The 18,154-nt window shown below is 66.0% G+C and carries 15 protein-coding genes; 11 read left to right on the forward strand and 4 right to left on the reverse strand.

What is annotated here, in order from left to right; all coding sequences use genetic code 11:
- Window positions 1–149: 149 nt before the first annotated feature.
- The 6 genes from ACFVVC_RS18495 to ACFVVC_RS18520 all read left to right on the forward strand — a co-directional run bounded on the left by ACFVVC_RS18495 (window position 150) and on the right by ACFVVC_RS18520 (window position 7,823).
- Window positions 150–1,403, forward strand: a complete 1,254-nt coding sequence (locus ACFVVC_RS18495; protein ID WP_387456535.1) for a S8 family serine peptidase — start codon at window positions 150–152, stop codon at window positions 1,401–1,403.
- A 39-nt stretch (window positions 1,404–1,442) separates the two neighbouring features.
- Entirely contained in the window at window positions 1,443–2,288 is an 846-nt protein-coding gene (locus ACFVVC_RS18500; protein WP_387456538.1) for a class I SAM-dependent methyltransferase, read from the forward strand.
- 500 nt (window positions 2,289–2,788) lie between these two features.
- Complete coding sequence (locus ACFVVC_RS18505) at window positions 2,789–5,104, forward strand: hypothetical protein (RefSeq protein WP_387456541.1); 2,316 nt, start codon at window positions 2,789–2,791, stop codon at window positions 5,102–5,104.
- Between the two features lie 105 nt (window positions 5,105–5,209).
- Window positions 5,210–5,689 (forward strand): nucleoside deaminase, encoded by a 480-nt coding sequence (locus ACFVVC_RS18510; RefSeq protein ID WP_387456543.1) that lies wholly within the window; start codon window positions 5,210–5,212, stop codon window positions 5,687–5,689.
- 183 nt (window positions 5,690–5,872) lie between these two features.
- Window positions 5,873–6,835 (forward strand): hypothetical protein, encoded by a 963-nt coding sequence (locus ACFVVC_RS18515; protein WP_387456545.1) that lies wholly within the window; start codon window positions 5,873–5,875, stop codon window positions 6,833–6,835.
- The gene (locus ACFVVC_RS18520) at window positions 6,822–7,823 is read left to right on the forward strand and encodes a hypothetical protein (RefSeq protein WP_387456548.1); all 1,002 of its coding nucleotides are present in this window, start codon (window positions 6,822–6,824) and stop codon (window positions 7,821–7,823) included. The genes ACFVVC_RS18515 and ACFVVC_RS18520 overlap by 14 nt, the downstream gene beginning before the upstream one ends.
- A gap of 22 nt (window positions 7,824–7,845) precedes the next feature.
- Here the strand turns inward: ACFVVC_RS18520 and ACFVVC_RS18525 are convergent, their stop codons facing one another.
- From ACFVVC_RS18525 to ACFVVC_RS18540, 4 genes are all read right to left on the reverse strand, one after another.
- Window positions 7,846–8,745: an NAD(P)-dependent oxidoreductase gene (locus ACFVVC_RS18525; RefSeq protein ID WP_387456551.1), complete on the reverse strand. Its 900-nt coding sequence runs from the start codon at window positions 8,743–8,745 to the stop codon at window positions 7,846–7,848.
- Window positions 8,746–8,759: 14 nt separating this feature from the next.
- Window positions 8,760–10,679: a TRAP transporter large permease subunit gene (locus ACFVVC_RS18530; RefSeq protein WP_387456554.1), complete on the reverse strand. Its 1,920-nt coding sequence runs from the start codon at window positions 10,677–10,679 to the stop codon at window positions 8,760–8,762.
- Between the two features lie 78 nt (window positions 10,680–10,757).
- A complete protein-coding gene (locus ACFVVC_RS18535; RefSeq protein WP_387456557.1) occupies window positions 10,758–11,792 on the reverse strand; it encodes a DctP family TRAP transporter solute-binding subunit in 1,035 nt (344 codons plus the stop codon).
- 45 nt (window positions 11,793–11,837) lie between these two features.
- A complete protein-coding gene (locus tag ACFVVC_RS18540; RefSeq protein WP_387456559.1) occupies window positions 11,838–13,190 on the reverse strand; it encodes an NAD(P)H-dependent oxidoreductase in 1,353 nt (450 codons plus the stop codon).
- A 236-nt stretch (window positions 13,191–13,426) separates the two neighbouring features.
- Here ACFVVC_RS18540 and ACFVVC_RS18545 point away from each other — a divergent pair, with 236 nt between their 5' ends.
- From ACFVVC_RS18545 to ACFVVC_RS18565, 5 genes are all read left to right on the forward strand, one after another.
- The gene (locus ACFVVC_RS18545) at window positions 13,427–14,461 is read left to right on the forward strand and encodes a LacI family DNA-binding transcriptional regulator (RefSeq protein ID WP_387456562.1); all 1,035 of its coding nucleotides are present in this window, start codon (window positions 13,427–13,429) and stop codon (window positions 14,459–14,461) included.
- A gap of 11 nt (window positions 14,462–14,472) precedes the next feature.
- Window positions 14,473–14,784, forward strand: a complete 312-nt coding sequence (locus tag ACFVVC_RS18550) for a putative quinol monooxygenase (RefSeq protein WP_387456565.1) — start codon at window positions 14,473–14,475, stop codon at window positions 14,782–14,784.
- A gap of 158 nt (window positions 14,785–14,942) precedes the next feature.
- On the forward strand, window positions 14,943–15,980 hold the full coding sequence (locus ACFVVC_RS18555; RefSeq protein ID WP_387456568.1) for an AAA family ATPase: 1,038 nt from the start codon (window positions 14,943–14,945) through the stop codon (window positions 15,978–15,980).
- Between the two features lie 396 nt (window positions 15,981–16,376).
- Window positions 16,377–17,219: an esterase/lipase family protein gene (locus ACFVVC_RS18560; protein WP_387456571.1), complete on the forward strand. Its 843-nt coding sequence runs from the start codon at window positions 16,377–16,379 to the stop codon at window positions 17,217–17,219.
- 182 nt (window positions 17,220–17,401) lie between these two features.
- On the forward strand, window positions 17,402–18,109 hold the full coding sequence (locus ACFVVC_RS18565; RefSeq protein WP_387456574.1) for a hypothetical protein: 708 nt from the start codon (window positions 17,402–17,404) through the stop codon (window positions 18,107–18,109).
- Window positions 18,110–18,154 lie beyond the last annotated feature (45 nt).

Genomic DNA, 18,154 nt, shown 5'->3' on the forward strand with positions numbered 1-18,154 from the left:
CTGGTGGGGGGCGGTGGAAGGCCGACGGCGGGACGCATGTTCCGCCGTTGTCCGTCCCCTTCCTTCTGACCACTGCCCGGGGTTGCCGGAAACATATCAAGGGGCCTTTCCCCCTATCCACCCGGCCCGTGGGCGCGGAAGATAACCCCATGAAAAAGCTTGTGCTGGCGAGCTTCGCCACCCTTCTCCTGGTCATTGGCAGCCTGCTGGGCGCGGTGGTCCCAGGCAACGCCGCACCCGGCCCGGCCATCACGGTGGGGCAGATCCTGGTCAAGTTCCGCGAGAGTGCCGGGGCCGCGGGTGTCCTCCGCGCGCACGGACTTACCGATGGGCCCGATGTGGGCAGCACCGGCGCGCACCTGATTACCGTCCCGGCAGGGAAGGAGCTGCAGCTCGTCGAAGCGCTGGGCCGGAACCCTGTCGTGGAGTACGCCGAACCGGACTATGTGGTCACTCCGGCCTCGGACGACACCTACTTTCCCCGGCAGTACGCCCTGCAAAACACAGGCCAGTCGTTCACGAACACGGACGGCACGGTGACGGTTCCCGCGGGCACCACGGACGCCGACGTGGACGCCGTCGAAGCTTGGACCGTCACCACCGGCACGGGGATCAAGGTGGCTGTCCTCGATTCCGGCGTCGCCCTGGACAACCCCGACATCACCCCGAAGGTGGTGGCACGGGTCAACTACACCACGTCCAGAAGCAACGATGACAACTACGGCCACGGAACCCACGTCGCCGGGATCGTCGCTGCCACTGCGAACAACGGTATCGGCGTGGCCGGCGTATGCCCGGGATGCAGCATCCTTGCTGGAAAAATCCTCAGCGACGCCGGGGCAGGGTCCAGCTCAGGCCTTGCGAACGGCATCAACTGGGCCGTCAAAAATGGCGCGCAGGTCATCAACATGAGCCTGGCGGTGGGCGCGTCAGCCACCCTGGAAACCGCGGTGAACAACGCCTGGAACGCGGGCGTGGTGCTCGTTGCCGCAGCGGGCAATGGTGGGAACACCAGCATGAATTACCCGGGAGCCTACCCGAACGTCATTGCTGTGGGGGCAACGGACAACAATGATAAGAAGGCGTCGTTCTCCACCTATGGCGCGTGGGTGGATGTTGCCGCGCCGGGGGTCAGCGTCTACTCCACCTTCCCCAACCACAAGTTCGTTCTCGCCCGGGAGTACAACCGTTCCCAGGGGTACGACATTGGCAGCGGCACCTCGATGGCCTCACCGATTGTCGCCGCTGTTGCCGCGCTCGCCCGCAGCGCCAACCCCGGCGGCACCAACTCGGACATCCGTACCAAGATCGAATCCACCACCGACTCCGTAGGCGCCATCGGGACTGACTGGGCCCACGGGAGGGTGAACGCCTGCAGGGTGGTCGGGGCAACAGGTTGTTGACCCTTCCTTCGCTCTGATGCGCCGTTGTAGGGTCGGGGCGTGATCGTCCCCGATATCTCCCAGGACGCCGTGGCGGTGGCGGATCACTACGACGAACTGGATCCCATCTACCGCCGGGTGTGGGGCGAGCATGTCCATCACGGGCTGTGGACGACGGGCCGCGAGACACCTGCCGAGGCGGTCGAGGCGCTGGTGGATACGGTGGGCGACCGGTTGGGACTCATGCCGGGCGAGGTGTGCGTGGACATCGGCTGCGGCTATGGCTCCACCGCACGGCGGCTCGCGGTGACGCGTGGGGTCCGCGTCACCGGCTTCACGCTGTCCGCCGAGCAGGCCCACTATGCCGCCGCGCACCCCGTACCGGGGGTGAACATCGAAGTCCGCGACTGGCTCGCCAACGGGCTGGCCGACGCCTCGGCCGATGCCGCGTGGGCCGTCGAGTCGAGCGAGCACATGGTGGACAAGCCCAGGTTCTTCGCCGAGGCGCACCGCGTGCTGGCGCCCGGCGGCCGGTTCGTCATCTGCGCGTGGCTCGCCGAGACCGATGCGGGCCGTTGGAAAATCCGCCATCTGCTCGAGCCGATCTGCCGCGAGGGACGCCTCCCCTCGATGGGCACGCGCGAAGAGTACGAGGCGATGGCGACGACGGCCGGCTTTGAGGTCACCGGCTATGAGGATGTCAGCCGCCGGGTCGCCCGCACCTGGCCGATCTGCGCTCGCCGGCTGGTGAAGGCCCTGCTCGTGGATCCCGAGATGCGCCGGCTGGCCCTTCGCGCCCGCAACCGCGTCTTCGTCCTCAGCATCCCGCGCCTGATCCTCGCCTACCGCACCGGTGCCATGCGCTACGGGATCTTCACTCTCACCAAGGCCGACGGCGGAAGGTAGTCACGCCGTCGTCGTTCCATCAGGCGCTGCTGGCCCGCAGACGGGATCGTTGCGCGCGCGGGCCAGCCAAGCGGAGCCCAGCCGTCCCAGGCGTGGCTCCGGACCCGGGCGGTACCCAAATCAGCGGCCTCAGCAGGTACATAATCGGGAATCTGCTGGATAGCAGGGGTACCTGCTGTTCAGAGTCGAGTACCTGCTACTGGTGACGGGTTTTGGACCGGAATATAGGCTCTGCTGACCGGCCGCGGCTGATGGCTGACTGGCGCTGGGGGGTTTGAGCCCGGAGCGTGACCGGATGAGAGCTGGTGCCATGCCCTGCCTCAAGGGGTGCGGCGTTGCATGATCCGATCAGTCCGGGAGAGATGACGATGAAGCGTTCTGTTAGATGGTTGGCCCAGTTACTGGCCTTGGCTGCTGTACTGGCCGGGAGTGTCCTTGCTACTTCGGGCCTTGCGGTGGCTGACACCGCTTACGGGCATCCGAGTATCAGCTATTCCACCGTGGCAAATCCTCCGACGTCGGACAAACCGCAGAGCAAGCTGTGGTGGAATGACGGTGCCTGGTGGGCGGACATGTGGAAGTCCGGCAGCGGCTGGCATATCTACCGGCTGGACCGTGGCACTGAGACGTGGGTGGATACCGGGCTGCTCAATGACAGCCGTCCCAGCACCCTGTCGGACACGCTGTGGGACGGCAGCCATTTGTACATCGCCTCCCACGTTGTCACGCTGTCCACCGAAGTGGCGCCCCAGCCCTCCTTGTCCGGGCAGCCCGCCTACCTTTACCGGTATAGCTATGCCGCGGGGAAATACACACTGGACAGTGGGTTCCCGTCCGTCATCACCAACAACAGCAGCGAGTCGATGACGATCGATGAGGACAGCACAGGCGCCATCTGGGCCACCTGGACGCAAGTGGGCGGTAATGCGACCTCCGGTTACACCAACACCGTCTACGTGAACAACACCAACGCGGCGGGAACCAGCTGGTCCAAGCCTTTCGTCCTGCCGGTTTCCAATCCGCACCCGGCACCGGATGACATCTCAGCCGTCGTGGCCTACGGGGCCAAGAAGATCGGGGTGATGTGGAGCGATCAAGTCACCGGAACCGTGTGGTGGGCAACGCATACAGACGGAACCGCTCCAACAGCATCATCGTCGTGGAATGTCCAAACGGCCATCAAGGGCAACGGACAGGCCGATGACCACCTCAACATCAAGGCGCTCCAAGCCGATTCCGCGGGGCGGGTTTTCGCGGCGGTCAAGACCAGCCTGGACACCGTCTCCTCCGACCCCACGCTTCCGCAACTTCTGTTGCTCGTCTTCAAGCCAGGCACGGGCGCCTTTACAAAGTCGACGATTTCCACCACCGGCGACTGCACGACGCGACCGCAGATCGTACTGGACCCTGAAAACAACCTGGTGCACGCGTTCCAGACAGCACCAGCCACATCCGCCACCGGCTGCGCGTTCTCCGGAGCAGCCGGCAGCATTTACGAAAAAACCGCCTCCATGGACAACCCGGTCTTCGCATCCGGCCGCGGTACCCCCGTCATCCAGGACCCGGCCTCGCCCAACATGAATAACGTCACCAGCAGCAAGCAGCCCGTCACCAGCAAGTCCGGCCTGGTTGTGCTGGCCAGCGACCACATCGCCAAACGCTACTGGTTCGCCGACAGGCCGCTCGGTGTTGCTCCTGTGCCCACCGTTCCGGGGGCGTTCGTGCCGGTTGCCCCGGCCCGGCTCCTGGATACCCGTAACACCGCCCCGGTGGGCGCGTTCTCCTCGGTATCCTTCAAGGCCGCGGGAACTGCAGGGGTCCCCTCGAATGTCTCGGCCATCGTCTTCAACCTCACCGTGGACCGGCCCCAAGCCAACGGCCACATCATCGCCTACGCCTCCGGCACCACCATCCCGGTGACGTCCAACGTGAACTTCAACGCCGGGCAGACCATCCCGAACTCCGTCACCGTCCCGGTGGGGACCAACGGCAGGATCACCCTTCAGAACAACTCACCGGGCACCGCCGACCTCATCGCCGACATCTCCGGCTACTACATCGCCGGGAGCCCGACCGTTCCAGGGACGTTCGTGCCCGTTGCCCCGACCCGGCTCCTGGATACCCGTAACACCGCCCCGGTGGGCGCGTTCTCCTCGGTATCCTTCCAGGCCGCGGGAACTGCAGGGGTCCCCTCGAATGTCTCGGCCATCGTCTTCAACCTCACCGTGACCCGGCCCCAGGCCAACGGCCACATCATCGCCTACGCCTCCGGCACCACCATCCCGGTGACGTCCAACGTGAACTTCGTCGCCGGGCAGACCATCCCGAACTCCGTCACCGTCCCGGTGGGGACCAACGGCAGGATCACCCTTCAGAACAACTCACCGGGCACCGCCGACCTCATCGCCGACATCGCCGGCTACTACATCGCCGGAACCGCTACTGTTCCGGGGGCGTTCGTGCCGGTTGCCCCGGCCCGGCTCCTGGATACCCGTACCACCGCCCCGGTGGGCGCGTTCTCCGCGGTGTCCTTCCAGGCCGAGGGGGCCGCGGGTGTTCCCTCGAACGTCTCGGCCGTCGTCTTCAACCTCACCGTGACCCGGCCCCAGGCCGCCGGCCACATCATCGCCTACGCCTCCGGCACCACCATCCCGGTGACGTCCAACGTGAACTTCGTCGCCGGAGAGACCATCCCGAACTCCGTCACGGTCCCGGTGGGGACCAACGGCAGGATCACCCTTCAGAACAACTCGCCGGGCACCGCCGACCTCCTCGCCGACATCTCCGGCTACTTCATCGCCGGAGCCGCGCAGTAAGGATTGGTTATCCGGTGGACACGGACCTCGCCAAAGGCGGGGTCCGTGTCTGCTGCGCGAAGCGTGAACCCACAGACGGGGAACAGCCCATGCAAGAATGACGCCATGACCCACGAGCAGCCTGAATTCGTCACGCCGGCCCTGGACAGCACCGATCTTCCCGCATTCGAAGCCGCCTACCAGGCCGCCCAAAAGAGCCTGGCCGAGGGCGGCATCCCCATTGGTGCTTCCATCGCCAGGGGCGGCATGGTGTTCGCCAGCGGACACAACGAACGGGTCCAAAACGCCGATCCGATTGCGCACGGGGAAATGTCAGCGCTCCGCGCCGCCGGCCGGCAAAAGAGCTACCGGGACACCACGCTCTACACCACCCTGGCCCCGTGCGCCATGTGTGCAGGGACCATCATCCAGTTCAAGATCCCCCGCGTGGTGGTGGGGGAAGCACAGACGTTCGACGGCGAACTGGAGCTTCTGCGGTCACGCGGGGTTGAGGTGGTGGTCCTGGATGATCAGCGCTGCGTGGACATGATGCGCTCATTCCAGGCCGACAAGCCGGACCTGTGGGCTGAGGACATCGCCGAATAGCCCTTGGACGGGGATCGTGGCGAGCCGCGCCGCCCATCCTGCCCTTGACAGTCCGTCCGGCCCTTAGGACCATCAGAGGTACCGATCGGCCGGGCTGTTCTTCGCTGGCCGGGCGTCGGCCAGGCTCCTTGAAGGGGGTATCGGATGAAGGCAGCGTTCCCTCGCCGCAGACCCTTCCGGCGTGTGGCCGCAATTGCCGGCATCCTCCTTGCAGCCTCCACCGCCGGGTGCGCCCAAGAGCCGGCACCGGCGTCGTCCGGGCCCCGCGCTGGTGAGATTCGGATCGCTGCCGTGGGGGACATGAACGGCGTCAGGACAGGTGCTGCCGAAACTCCCTCCGGCCGGAACGGTGCCGCGATTGCCGAGCTGGTGGAGAACAACGAGATTGATGCGTTCCTGGGGCTGGGGGACTTCCAGTACGACTCCGCGCACTGCGATGACTACGTGAAGTACTGGACGCGCCTGTGGGGCGGCACCAAGTCCAAGCTGTATTGGGTGTCCAGCCCCAACCACGACTGGAAGCCCGGCCGCAACGAAGACCTGGACAACTTCATGAACGGCCAGTGCCCTGGAGCTCCTGAGAAAGCCGCGATCAATAAGGAACGTGGATTCATCGCCAACGGGCAACCGTACTCGAAGGATTTTGGGAACTGGCATTTTGTATTCCTGTCCTCCGCGCCCTGGACCTACGACACGGAGCAGGCCTGGGCGTTGACGGGGTGGCTGGACAAGGACCTCACGGCTGCCCAGGCCGAGGGAAAGCACCTGGCCGTCGCCTACCATGAGCCCTACTTCACCTCGGACACGGAGGCACATGGTCGGTCCGCCGATCACAAGCCGTGGATTGACGTGATGTGGAAACACCGGGTACGCCTGACCCTGTCCGGGTCGCAGCATAACTACGAACGGTCCTGCCCGGTGAACAACGCCGACCAGTGCGTGCCGGACGGGATGACCGCGTTCCAGGTTTCCACGGGAGGTATTGGGTTGCGCCCGTTTACCAGCAGCCCGTCCTACATCGAGAAGCGGTTCAGCGACACTCACGGGTTCCTGCGGTTGACCCTCCGCGACGACGGGTCCTTTGACTGGAACTTCGTTCCCACCTCGGGTTCGAGCACGGACTCCGGTACGCGTGCCGCACCGTAGTACCCCGATCCCCGCCCCACCGCTTGTCGCCGTCGCCGCCGCCGTCGCCGTCCTGCTGGCCCTCGTAGTGGCGGGATGCACCAGCCCGCCAAACCCCCCACCATCCCCGGTACCGGACGTCCACCTTGCCGCCGTGGGGGACATGAACCCCGCCGGTGACGTGGACCCCGGCAGCCCGTCAGGCCGGAACGGCGCGGCGATCGCCAAGCTGGTGGAAACCAACGGGATCGACGCATTCCTGGGGCTGGGGGACTTTCAATACGACACCGGCAACTGCGATGGCTATGTAAAGTACTGGACGCCGCTGTGGGGTGGTGCCCTGCCCAAGTTGTACTGGGTGTCCGCCCCCAACCACGACTGGGAACCTGGCCGCAACGAAGACCTGGACAACTTCATGAACGGCCAGTGCCCCGGGGCGCCGGAAAAGTCCGCAATCAACCAGGAGCGCGGCTTCATTTCGAACGGGGAGCCGTACTCAAAGGACTTTGGCACCTGGCACGTCGCCTTCCTGTCGTCCGCACTGTGGCGGTACGACAAGGGAGCGGCAGCGGCCGCAACAACGTGGCTGGACAAGGACCTCGGCGCGGCCAAGGACGACGGCAAGCACCTCGCCGTCGTGTACCACGAGCCCTACTACACCTCTGACACGGCGGAGCACGGGCGGGCCGCCGACCAGAAGCCGTGGATCGATGTGATGTGGAAGTACCGGGTCCGGCTCACCTTGTCCGGGTCCCAGCACAACTACGAACGGTCCTGCCCGGTGAACAATGCGGACAAGTGCGTTGATGACGGGATGACGGCATTCCAGGTATCCACCGGCGGCATCGATCTGCGGCCGTTCACCAGCAAGCCGAAGTACATCGCCAAACGGTTCAGCGACACCCACGGGTTCCTGCGGCTGACACTCCACGGCGACGGGTCCTTCGACTGGACCTTCGTTCCAACCACCGGGCAGAGCACGGACTCGGGTTCGCGCTCCGCGCCCTGACCATTCCCCGGCAGGCGGAACGCTAAGCCTGGATCGTCCGGTAGACCCCGGTGTGGTCCAGGTCGCCGTCGCCTGCCGCGACCATCGTCTCGAAGACGCTCTGCAGGCAGCCGGCCAGCGGGAGTTCCAGGCCGGAATTCCCGGCCGTTTCGGCGATGAAGTTGAGGTCTTTCAGCTGGTTCTTTGCCGAGCCGCCGCCGTCGAAATCCTGGTCGATGAAGCGCTGCCCCTTCTGGGCCAGCACCTCCGAGTTGGCCAGGCCGCCGGCAAGGACGGCCTGCACGTCCGCCAGGTCCAGGCCCGAGGCCGCCGCCAGGGCCATGGCCTCGGCGAGCGAGGTCACCGTGGCGGCAACCACTATCTGGTTGCAGGCTTTGACCACTGATCCGGCGCCCGTTTCCCCGAACCACGACACTTTGGCGCCGTACAGCCCGAACAGCGGTGCGCATTGTTCGAAAGCGTCCCGCGGACCGCCGGCCATGATGCTGAGCCGTCCTTCCTCGGCGCCGATGGTGCCGCCGCTCAGCGGCGCATCGATAACCGTCACCCCCCAGATCCGCCGGCACTCCTCGCCGAACGCCGCAACGGCCACGGGCGAGACCGTCCCGTGGATCACGAGGATGGGTTGTTCGGTGCCGGCGCGCTGCCACCCCGCCAGCAGCCCGTCGTCGCCCTGCAGCAGAGCCTGGACGTGAGGCAGGTCCGGCAGGACCGTCAGGACGATGTCCCGGGCGGCACCGGCGGGGGAGGCCGCAATGCTGCCACCGGCAATGGCCCGGGCCTTGTCCGGCGTCCGGTTCCACAGTGCCAGCGGGACCCCGCCGGCCAGGATGTTCCGCGCGATGGGCGCCCCCATCGGCCCGGTGCCCAGGAGGGCCACGGACTGATGGGTGGCGGGCCGCTGCTGTTGCTGAAGTGTCAACGTGGCCATGTTCTCTAGAAGGGGATGAGGCCGGCGAGGGCGGGGAGGAAGGTGCTGAACCAGGGCACGGCCGCGAGGACGAGCAGCCCGATGAACACGGCGATGAGGTAGGGCCAGAAGTGCTTGAGGCTCTTCTCCACGGTTTCGTGTCCGGTTGCGCAGGCTACATAGAAGCCGACGCCGGCCGGCGGCGCGAAGGAGCCGATGCCCATCGAGATGATCAGCACCATGGCGTACTGCACCGGGTTGACGCCGAAGCTGGTGGCGATGGGCAGCAGCAGGGGCGCGAAGATCAGGACGGCAGGGAGGCCTTCGAGCAGTTGGCCCATGATGATCAGCAGCACGACGGTGAAGAGCATGAAGAGGACCGGGGAATCACCCAGGCTGGACATCAGGTCGTGGATTTGCTGGGAGACGCCTGCCAGGGCGAGGGTCTGCGCCAGGGGCGAGGCCGCGGCGATGATGAACAGCACCATGCCCGCCGTCGTGGTGGTTTCCCGGAGCGTGTCACCCAGCAGTCGCTTGCTGCCGCGGCGGTAGGCGGCGGCGAGGATGAAGGCGTACGCGACGGCGACCGAGGACACCTCGGTGGGGGTCGCGAAGCCGCTGAGGATCCCGGCCACCATGCCCACCGGAAGCAGCAGGGTGGGAATCGCGAAGAAGGTGGCTGTTCCGCGGGTCCGCCACGTTGCCTTGGGGCTGGCCACGCCGCCCTGTTTGCGGGCGCGGACGAACACGAGCGCCATCACCACCAGGGCCAGGAAGGCCGCCGGCAGGAATCCTGCCAGGAACAAGGTGGTGGTGGAAATCGTGGTGATGGATCCAAGGACCAGCAGCACGATGCTCGGCGGGATGGTCTCGCCCATGATGGCGGAGGCCGACAGGACCGCGACCACCTCGCCGCGGGGGTATTTGCGTTCTTCGAGCATGTTCCGCATGGTGGTGCCGACGGCGGCAACGTCTGCCACCTTGGAGCCGGAGATGCCGGAGAAAATGTACATCGTGACCACCACCACCTGGAGCAGGCCGCCGCGCAGGTGCCCGATGAGGGCGTCAACGAGCTTGGCCAGGGGGAGCGTCAGCCCGGCGGAGTTCATGACCGTCCCGGCGAGGATGAAGAACGGGATGGCGAGCAGGACAAAGCCCTTGGCTCCGGAGGCCATGCCGATGGGGATGGCACTGACGTCGGAGATGCCGCCGAGGTAGAGGTAGATCCCTGAGGCCAGGGCCAGGACGAAGGCAATGGGAAGGCCCAGGAACAGCAGGATGAACAGCACCGCAAGGACGACGCCGAGGAGGAGGTTGGGGGACGCGTAGTAGAAGAGCGGCTGGCTGAGGACCACCATGGCCATGAGTACGGCGGTGATGCCGGCCGCCACGAACACGGGGCGACGCTCCTGCCGCTTCAGCTTGACCAGGGCGAACCAAGCGATGAGTACCATCCCCGCCGAGAAGGGAAGGGATACCCAGAACACGGGCAGCTGCAGGATCGGGGTCTTCTCTTCGATCTGCTGGACCAGGGTGGGGACATAGAGGGCAAACGATCCCGCGCTCATGACGAAGACCAGGCAGTCGACAAGGGCCGCAAGGTAGGGCTTCCAGGTGGCCGGCAGCCGCATGATGAGGGCCTGGACGGACATGTGCGCACCCTTGGGGTAGGCGATCGCGCCACCGATGAAGGCAATGGTCAGGAGCGCGATCTCCGACACTTCCTGGGTCCAAAGCACGGAATCGCCGCTGACCAGCCGGACCATGATGTTCAACAGGATGACCAGGAGCTCGGCGATGATCGCCGCGCCAACGGCGCCTTCGAGGACCTTGTCGAACCACACGGCGCCGCTCCAGCGCGGCGGGACGTGGCCGTGGTGCAGGATCTCCTCCGCGTCAGAGGGGAGGACCTCCTCAAGTTCCTCGGGAGGGAGGGTGGGTTTCATGTTGTTCCAGACTGTCGACGTTGAGAGCGGATGTGGCGTATGGGTGCCGGGGCGGTCCGCCCCGGCACCCGCTTGCGGTTAGTTGGAGGAGGTGAAGGCGATCGCCTGGTCGAAGAAGTCCTTGCCGATCAGCTCGGAGAACTTCGGGTAGAGGCCCTTCGACGCGGTCTTGAATTCATCGAGGGCGGAGGTGCTGAGCTCGTTGGCCTGCATCCCCTTGGCCTTCAGGTCATCCAGCTGCTTCTTGGACTGCTCCTGGTCATAGCCGGTCTTGAAGGTTGCCGTCTCGGTGGAGGCGTCGGTGAGTGCCTTCTTTTGGTCGTCCGAGAGTGTGCCCCACTTCTTCGATGACAGTGCCAGGACCCACGCGTCATTGATGTGGTTGGTCAGGGACACGTATTTCTGCACCTCGGAGAACTTGTTGGTCCAGGGCACCTCGATCGGGTTTTCCTGCCCGTTGATGGTCCCGGTCTGCAGGCCGGTGAAGACCTCGGAGAAGGCCATGGTGGTGGGACTCGCTCCCAGCGATCCGAAGTAGTCCGTCCACAGCGGGTTGCCGGGAACACGGATCTTCATTCCCTTCAGGTCCGACGGCTGCTGGATGGGACGCACCGAGTTGGTGATCACCCGGCCGGTCCTGGTCAGGAAGCTCAGCGCAACGGTGTCCTTCTGGGCCAGCTTGTCCTTCAGGACCTGGCCTGGCTTGCCGTTGAGGAAAGCTGCCTCCTGGGTGGTGTCCTTGAACAGGTACGGGATGCTGATGCCGTTCATCTCCGGTACCACCGACGCATACACCGACGTTGACAGGATCAGGGCATCCAGGGAACCACCCTGCAGGCGGGTCACGGCCGCATTCTGGTCGCCGCTGAAGCTCGTGCCGTTGGGAACCACGGTGACCTGGACGGACCCGTTGGATGTCTTCTTGACCTGGTCCGCAAAGTGCTGGGCCGAAACGCCAACGGACGAGTCGATCGGATCCGGGATGGACAGCTGGATCTTCGCCGGGGCTGCGCCGCCGGTCCCGCCGGCAGCCCCGGAGGCGCAACCGGCCAAGAGTGACGCGGCCAGGGTGCAGGCCAGCGCTCCGGTGAGGGCACGGAATTTCGAGTTCATGTGAAGCCTTTCTTCGTTGGAAGGAGTCAGTTCAAAGCGGGCAGGTCAGGCGGTGAGGGCGGATTCGGTGACGAGCGCTTCGGTTTCGCGCCGCAGTTCCAGGGCTTGGGCCAGGGAGTCGTCCATGATGACGTCGTCCCAGCCCACGGTTGCGCCCTTGGCGATGTCATTGCGCAGCTCTACGTGGTGGGCCAGCGCTACCGGCAGTGCCCCGGTTTCCACGGAGTGCCTGGCGGACACGAGCTTGCCCCAGACGGTGTAGCCGCCTTCACCGTCGAGGAACTCGCCGGCTTTGAGGTCCTTCTTGGCCGTGGCCACCACGTCGCCGAAGAATCCCACGGGCGAACCGGTGGCAATGCCGCGGAGGGCTGCGTTGGCGATGGAGACGTTAAGTTCCAGGCCGACGTAGTGGTAGGGGCGGTACAGTGCCGCGTACTGGCCGGTGGGGTCCGGATGCCAGGGGTACTCAGTGAAGCAGCCGGAAACGTATCCGTTCGTTGCCTTCACCACCACGAAGACGCCTTCCTGCGTGTTGTGGCTGATCCAGCTGCCGTCGCGGTTGACGCTGGACATGACGTCGACGCTGCCTTCATGGGCGAGGGCGCCGCCCACATCGCTTGGCCGGCAGACCGTGGCGATCTGCTCGACGTCGCCCGGCGTGAAGCTCAGCCCGTTGTCGGACGGGACCAGCCCGGCGCCGTTGGCGACGGCGGCCATCTCGATGGATGCCTTGGTGCCGTCCCGGAACGAGGTGTGCATGTACGGGTTCAACTGCCCCGAGTCGGTGAGTTCCTTCGAGAATTCCCAGTTTTCCCAGACGTTGTCCGGGTTCATCTCGTGGTAGTGCTCGAGGTACTTGGCGCCCTTGCCGGCGCAGACAACGTCGAAGCCGCTGGTCCGTGCCCAGTCCACGAGTTCCATGATCAGGGCCGGCTGGTCCCCGTAGGCCATGGAGTAGACCACGCCGGCGGCCTCCGCACGGCGGGCCAGTGCCGGCCCGGCAAGGGCGTCGGCCTCAACGGTCACCATGATGATGTGTTTCCTGGTGTCGATGGCGTGCAGCGCGTGCTTCACCCCCACGATGGGGTTGCCGGTCGCTTCGACGATGACGTCGATGTCGACGTCGAACAGCTCGTCCGCGTTCGCAATGATCGCTGTGCTGCGGTCACGCAGGGCGGTGGCGATGTCCGGTGCGATCTGGTGCTTGGGCCAGCCGACGAGTTCGAAGGCTCCTTCGGCGCGCTTGACGTTGATGTCGGCGATGGCCACCACATGGATCCCGGGGATGTTGTTCGCCTGGGCGAGGTACATGGTGCCGTACCTGCCGGCTCCGATGAGTCCCACTCGGATGGGACGTCCCTGCCGCTCGCGGTCGCTGAGGAGCTTGTGAAGGTTCATGGGGATCTCTCTGATTGGCGTTTCCGCGTCCGGGAAGCACCTCCACCGCACGGGTGGAGCAACTTCTTTGTCGCGGGATGTGAATTCGAGGGCCGGAGTGGAACCGGTTCCACTTTTGTACCAGTGGGTGCTAGGCTGTGTCAACGGTCACAACGGAAACGCGTTTTTGGACGCCTCCCATGACGGCGAAACTACTGACGCCGGCGATCGGGTAGAACCTTCAATGAGGAGGAGAAGTGAAGAAGGCTCCAACAATCCGCGATGTCGCGTCCGCGGCAGGTGTGTCGGTTTCCGTCGTGTCCCGGGTCCTCAACCCGGAATCGGGCCCCGTGGCGCCTGCCAAGCGGGACATGGTGCTCCGGGTCATCGAGGATCTCGGCTACCGGCCCCGTGCCGCCGCCCGGGAACTGAGCGTGGGGCATGCCCCCACCGTCGGGCTGGTGGTTGCCGACCTGGCCAACCCTTTCTTCGCCCAGCTGGCTGACCGGATTGTCTGGGAGGCGCGCAGCCATGGAGTGCAGGTGGTGGTCATGACCACGCAGGAAGATCCGCACCTGGAAGCGGACTCCCTGGACACGCTCCTTGACCGGTCCGTCGGCGGCGTCATCGCCACGCCCACCGGCGCGAACGTCGAAAAGTGGGCGCGCCTGCAGTCCTTGGGCGTCAACGTCGTCTTCGTCGACCGCACCATTCCGGAACTGGCGGACGTTGACGTTGTGAGCATCGAGAACGTTGACTCGGCCCGCCGGGCCACCGAATACATGCTCGGCCTGGGGCACACCCGGATCGGGTTGATCACAGGGCCTGTCAGCACGTCCACGGGCAGGTCCAGGATCCAGGGGTACCAGGCCGCCCACGACGGCCGCTCCGTCACGGTGGACCCGCAGCTGATCCGGGAAGTGCCGTTCCGTGGCGACGGAGGGGGCGACGCCGTGGGGTCCCTGCTGGCGCTGCCGGACCCTCCCACGGGGATCATCGTGGCCAATACCGCCCAGGTCCAAAGCGCCGTCCGTCGCCTGGTCCAGACGGGCACCCGCATCCCCAGCGATCTTTCGGTCATCGTCTTTGACGACAGTCCCTGGACCGAACTGACAAGCCCGCCGCTCAGCATCATTCGCCAGCCCATCGGCATGCTCGCGCTTCACTCCCTGGAGCTGGTGCTGGGGCGGATGCAGGGCAAGTTGCCGGACGGTCAGCGAACCATCGAAGTCAAAGCCGATTTCGTGCCGCGCAACAGCTGCTCACCACTCGTGCTCACCCCAACCAGATAAGGAACACCACCATGACAGTCATCGTCACCGCCGTCTTCACACCCAAGGACGGGGCCTTCGACGCTGTCGCCGCAGCCCTTGCCCCCGCCATCGCCGAGGTGCACAAGGAGCCGGGCTGCCAGCTCTACGCCGTCCACGAGGCTCCCAACGGCCAGATCGTCATGATCGAAAAATGGGACTCGGCCGAACTGCTGGACGCCCACGGTGCGGGAGACGCCGTCGCACGGCTCAACGCCTCACTTGAGGGCCTCCTCCGGGAGCCGGTGGAAGTCACCAGGCTGACCCCGATGCCAGCCGGAACGGCTCACCAGGGAGAGCTCTGACAGGTTGAGCCCCTTCGAAACCGCGAGCCCTCGAACCGCCGGAAGGGTGCCGGGACGCCGGAAAGGGACGGCGAGCCGGCACCTTTCCGGCGGTTTCAGCCCTGGAACTGGTGGCGCCGGGCCGACCACGTGCGGGAATGGGGGACTACAGTGGAGCCATGGCCCTCAGCCGCAATCCGCTCGACGACCTGCGTGAAACCATCGGCCACCTCGCCGATCAGCTCAAGCTGCCCGGTTCGGAACGCGTCGACGACCTCGTCGGCGATCTCATGGGTGCCAAGCCCGGACCGGCGCGGCCACTGTACGAGCTGCAAGCAGAGCTCGACGCGCTGGTGGGACTGGAGACCGTCAAGGAACAGGTGCGGGCACTGGTCGCACTGCTCCAGGTCCAGGCACGCCGCAAGGCGCACGGCCTGCCGGAAGTAGCCACCTCACAGCACCTGGTGTTCCTCGGAAACCCGGGCACGGGCAAGACCACCGTGGCGCGGCTCCTGGCCGAAATGTACCGGGCAGTGGGCCTGCTGCAGAAGGGCCACCTGGTGGAGGTGGACCGTTCGGGCCTGGTGGGGCAGTACGTCGGCCAGACCGCGATCAAGACGGACCGGGTGATCCGACGTGCGCTGGACGGCGTCCTGTTTATCGACGAGGCTTACGCGCTGGCCCCGGAGGACGGCCGGATGGACTTCGGCCCCGAGGCCATCGAGGTGCTGCTCAAGCGCATGGAGGACCACCGCCACCGCCTGGTGGTGATCGTGGCCGGGTACCCGCGGCTGATGGAGGCCTTCCTGCTCTCCAACCCAGGGCTGCGCTCCCGGTTCGCCCGCGAGATCACTTTCCCCGACTACTCCGTGGACGCACTCCTGACCATCTTCAGCCAGATGCTGGCCCAGCACGAATACATCCTGGAGCCGGATGCGCACCAGATGCTGCGCCGCATTTTCACCGGGCTCCACGCCGGAGAAGACTCCGGCAACGCACGGTTCGCCCGCACGCTGTTCGAGCAGGCGCTTAACCGCCAGGCGCTGCGGCTCTCGCTCGACGAAGAACAAAGCCTCGACGCGCTGGACCGGGAGGCCGTCATGACGCTCACCGCTGACGACATCGTCCAGGCCGCCATGGCCTTGGGCGAGGAGCCGGAACCGGAACCGACGCCGCCACCCGAGCAGCCACGCTGGAAGCGCTGGCTCCTGGCCTGACCGGCAGGCGGTCCGGGGTGCGGCGTGTCCCTCGAGTTCCAGCCCTCGAAATCGCCGGAACGGTGCGAGCACGCCGGAACGTTCCGGCTAGTTCGCACCGTTCCGGCGATTTCGGCACCCCCCGCCCAAATGCACATTTGTGCAGGCGCTCCTGGGAGCCCGTCCACGCCTCGTGAGGATCAAAAATAGCTACTCACCAGTAATAACATTTGTGTTGTGGGTCACATTCGGCGGCCGCAGCCGTGCGGCAGGGACTGGTTTTTGGCCGCACATCTGTGCAGTTCCGGTGTGCAGGGAGGGCATCGCTGCAAGCATGGAATACCTCGGCCGGGCCTCATGGGTCCCCCAAAACCATGAGGCCCGGCGCCCCGCAGACAGACGAACAAAGAGGTTTCCATGTCATTCCTATCCCGGGCCCTGTCCGTTGCCGCAGCCGCGGTTCTTGCCTCCTCCCTGGTGGCAGTCCCTGCCCAGGCCGTTGATGTTTCCCCGCCGGGCGCCAACGACTGGACCTGCAAGCCATCCGCAGAGCATCCGTACCCGGTCATCCTTGTTCCCGGCACGTTCGAGAGCATGGAGAAGAACTGGTCCACCATGTCGCCGTACCTCAAGAGCCAGGGGTACTGCGTCTTCGCCCTCAATTACGGGGCCACCAACGGCGTCTACGCCACCGCGCCGGTCGCAGATTCAGCGAAGGAGCTCGCCCCGTTCGTGGACGCCGTCCGCTCCGCTACCGGCGCCAAGCAGGTGGACCTGGTGGGCCACAGCCAGGGCGGCATGATGCCCCGCTATTACATGGGCTTCCTCGGCGGAGCCAAGTATGTCCACCAGCTCGTCGGCATCGCCCCGTCCAACCACGGCACCAAAGGCGTGATCCTCCCGCCGCCGGACCTGGTTCCCACCCCTGACTACACTGCCGCCGGCTGCGCCGCCTGCGCCGACCAGCAGGCAGGCTCGCCGTTCATGCAGCAGCTCAACTCCATCGGCGACACCGTGGCCGGGCCCGCCTACACGGTCATCTCCACCACCCACGACGAAGTGGTCATCCCGTACAACAGCCAGTACCTCAACGGTTCGGCGCGGCAAGTCACCAACATCACCATCCAGGACAAGTGCCCGGCGGACGTCATCGAACACGATCAAACGCCTAACGATCCCGTGGTCCACCAGCTCGTGGGCAACGCCCTTGGCCAGCCATCCGGCCCGGCAGACCCGGCCTACCAGCCCGTCTGCCTCTAATCCCTGCAGCAACGACGACGGCGGACGGCCGGCACCCACGCCAGCCGTCCGCCGTCGTGTCCGGCACGTACGGTGCCGTGGCGGACACCCCGCGGACTTTAGTCCCTGTTCTGGAATAACCCACGGGAGTACCGTCAAAAGTGGATCCTGCGCCTGCGGGAGCCGCGTTAGTAGGGGGCATCATGGCCAAGGCCGGGCTTTCGGTACTCAGTGTTTTGGGGCTTAGCGGCACGATCATGCTGACAGGGTGCTTCGGGCCGCCGGCCCCGGCCCCCAGCACCAGCTCCGCGGCAGCAAGTACGACGACGGCCCCCACCCCGAGTGCCACAGCGAGCCCTTCCGCCGCGCCCAGCTCCACGGCCGCCACGACAACGCCCACCGCCACGGCGGCCGCGCCGGGCACCACCGCGGCCGCGCCGCCGTCGTCCGCTCCTGCCAGCCCGACGGCTACGCAGCAACCCGGCCCAACCGGCCTCCCCGAGCAGGTGGGCCCGCTGACCATCTACTACGTGGCCGTGGGTGACAACGGCGTCTCCGGTCCCAAGATCGGCTGCGGCGACAGCCTGGTGGCCACCACCACCGCCCCTGTCCGCTTCACAGACCAGGTGGGCCCCAGCGTCGGGACCCTGCTCGCGAACAAGAGCCGCGACGTCGGCATGTCCGGGCTGGTCAACGTGCTGTACCAGTCGAGCCTCACCTACGTTGCCGGTGAGCTCGACGGCAGCACCATCACCATCTGGCTGACCGGACAGTTCATGCTGGGCGGCGTGTGCGACATCCCGCGGGCGAAGGCCCAGCTGGAGTACACGGCCATGGCCGCCTCCGGGGCCACCAGCGCCCGGGTGTTCGTCAACGGCCGGCCCATTGATGAGGTCCTCAGCCTCAAGTAGCGCCGCCGGCGCCGACCGCTTGGAGGCAGGAAAGCATGGTCCGCG

Origin of the sequence: Pseudarthrobacter sp. NPDC058196 (assembly GCF_042882685.1) — a bacterium.
Classification (GTDB): domain Bacteria; phylum Actinomycetota; class Actinomycetes; order Actinomycetales; family Micrococcaceae; genus Arthrobacter.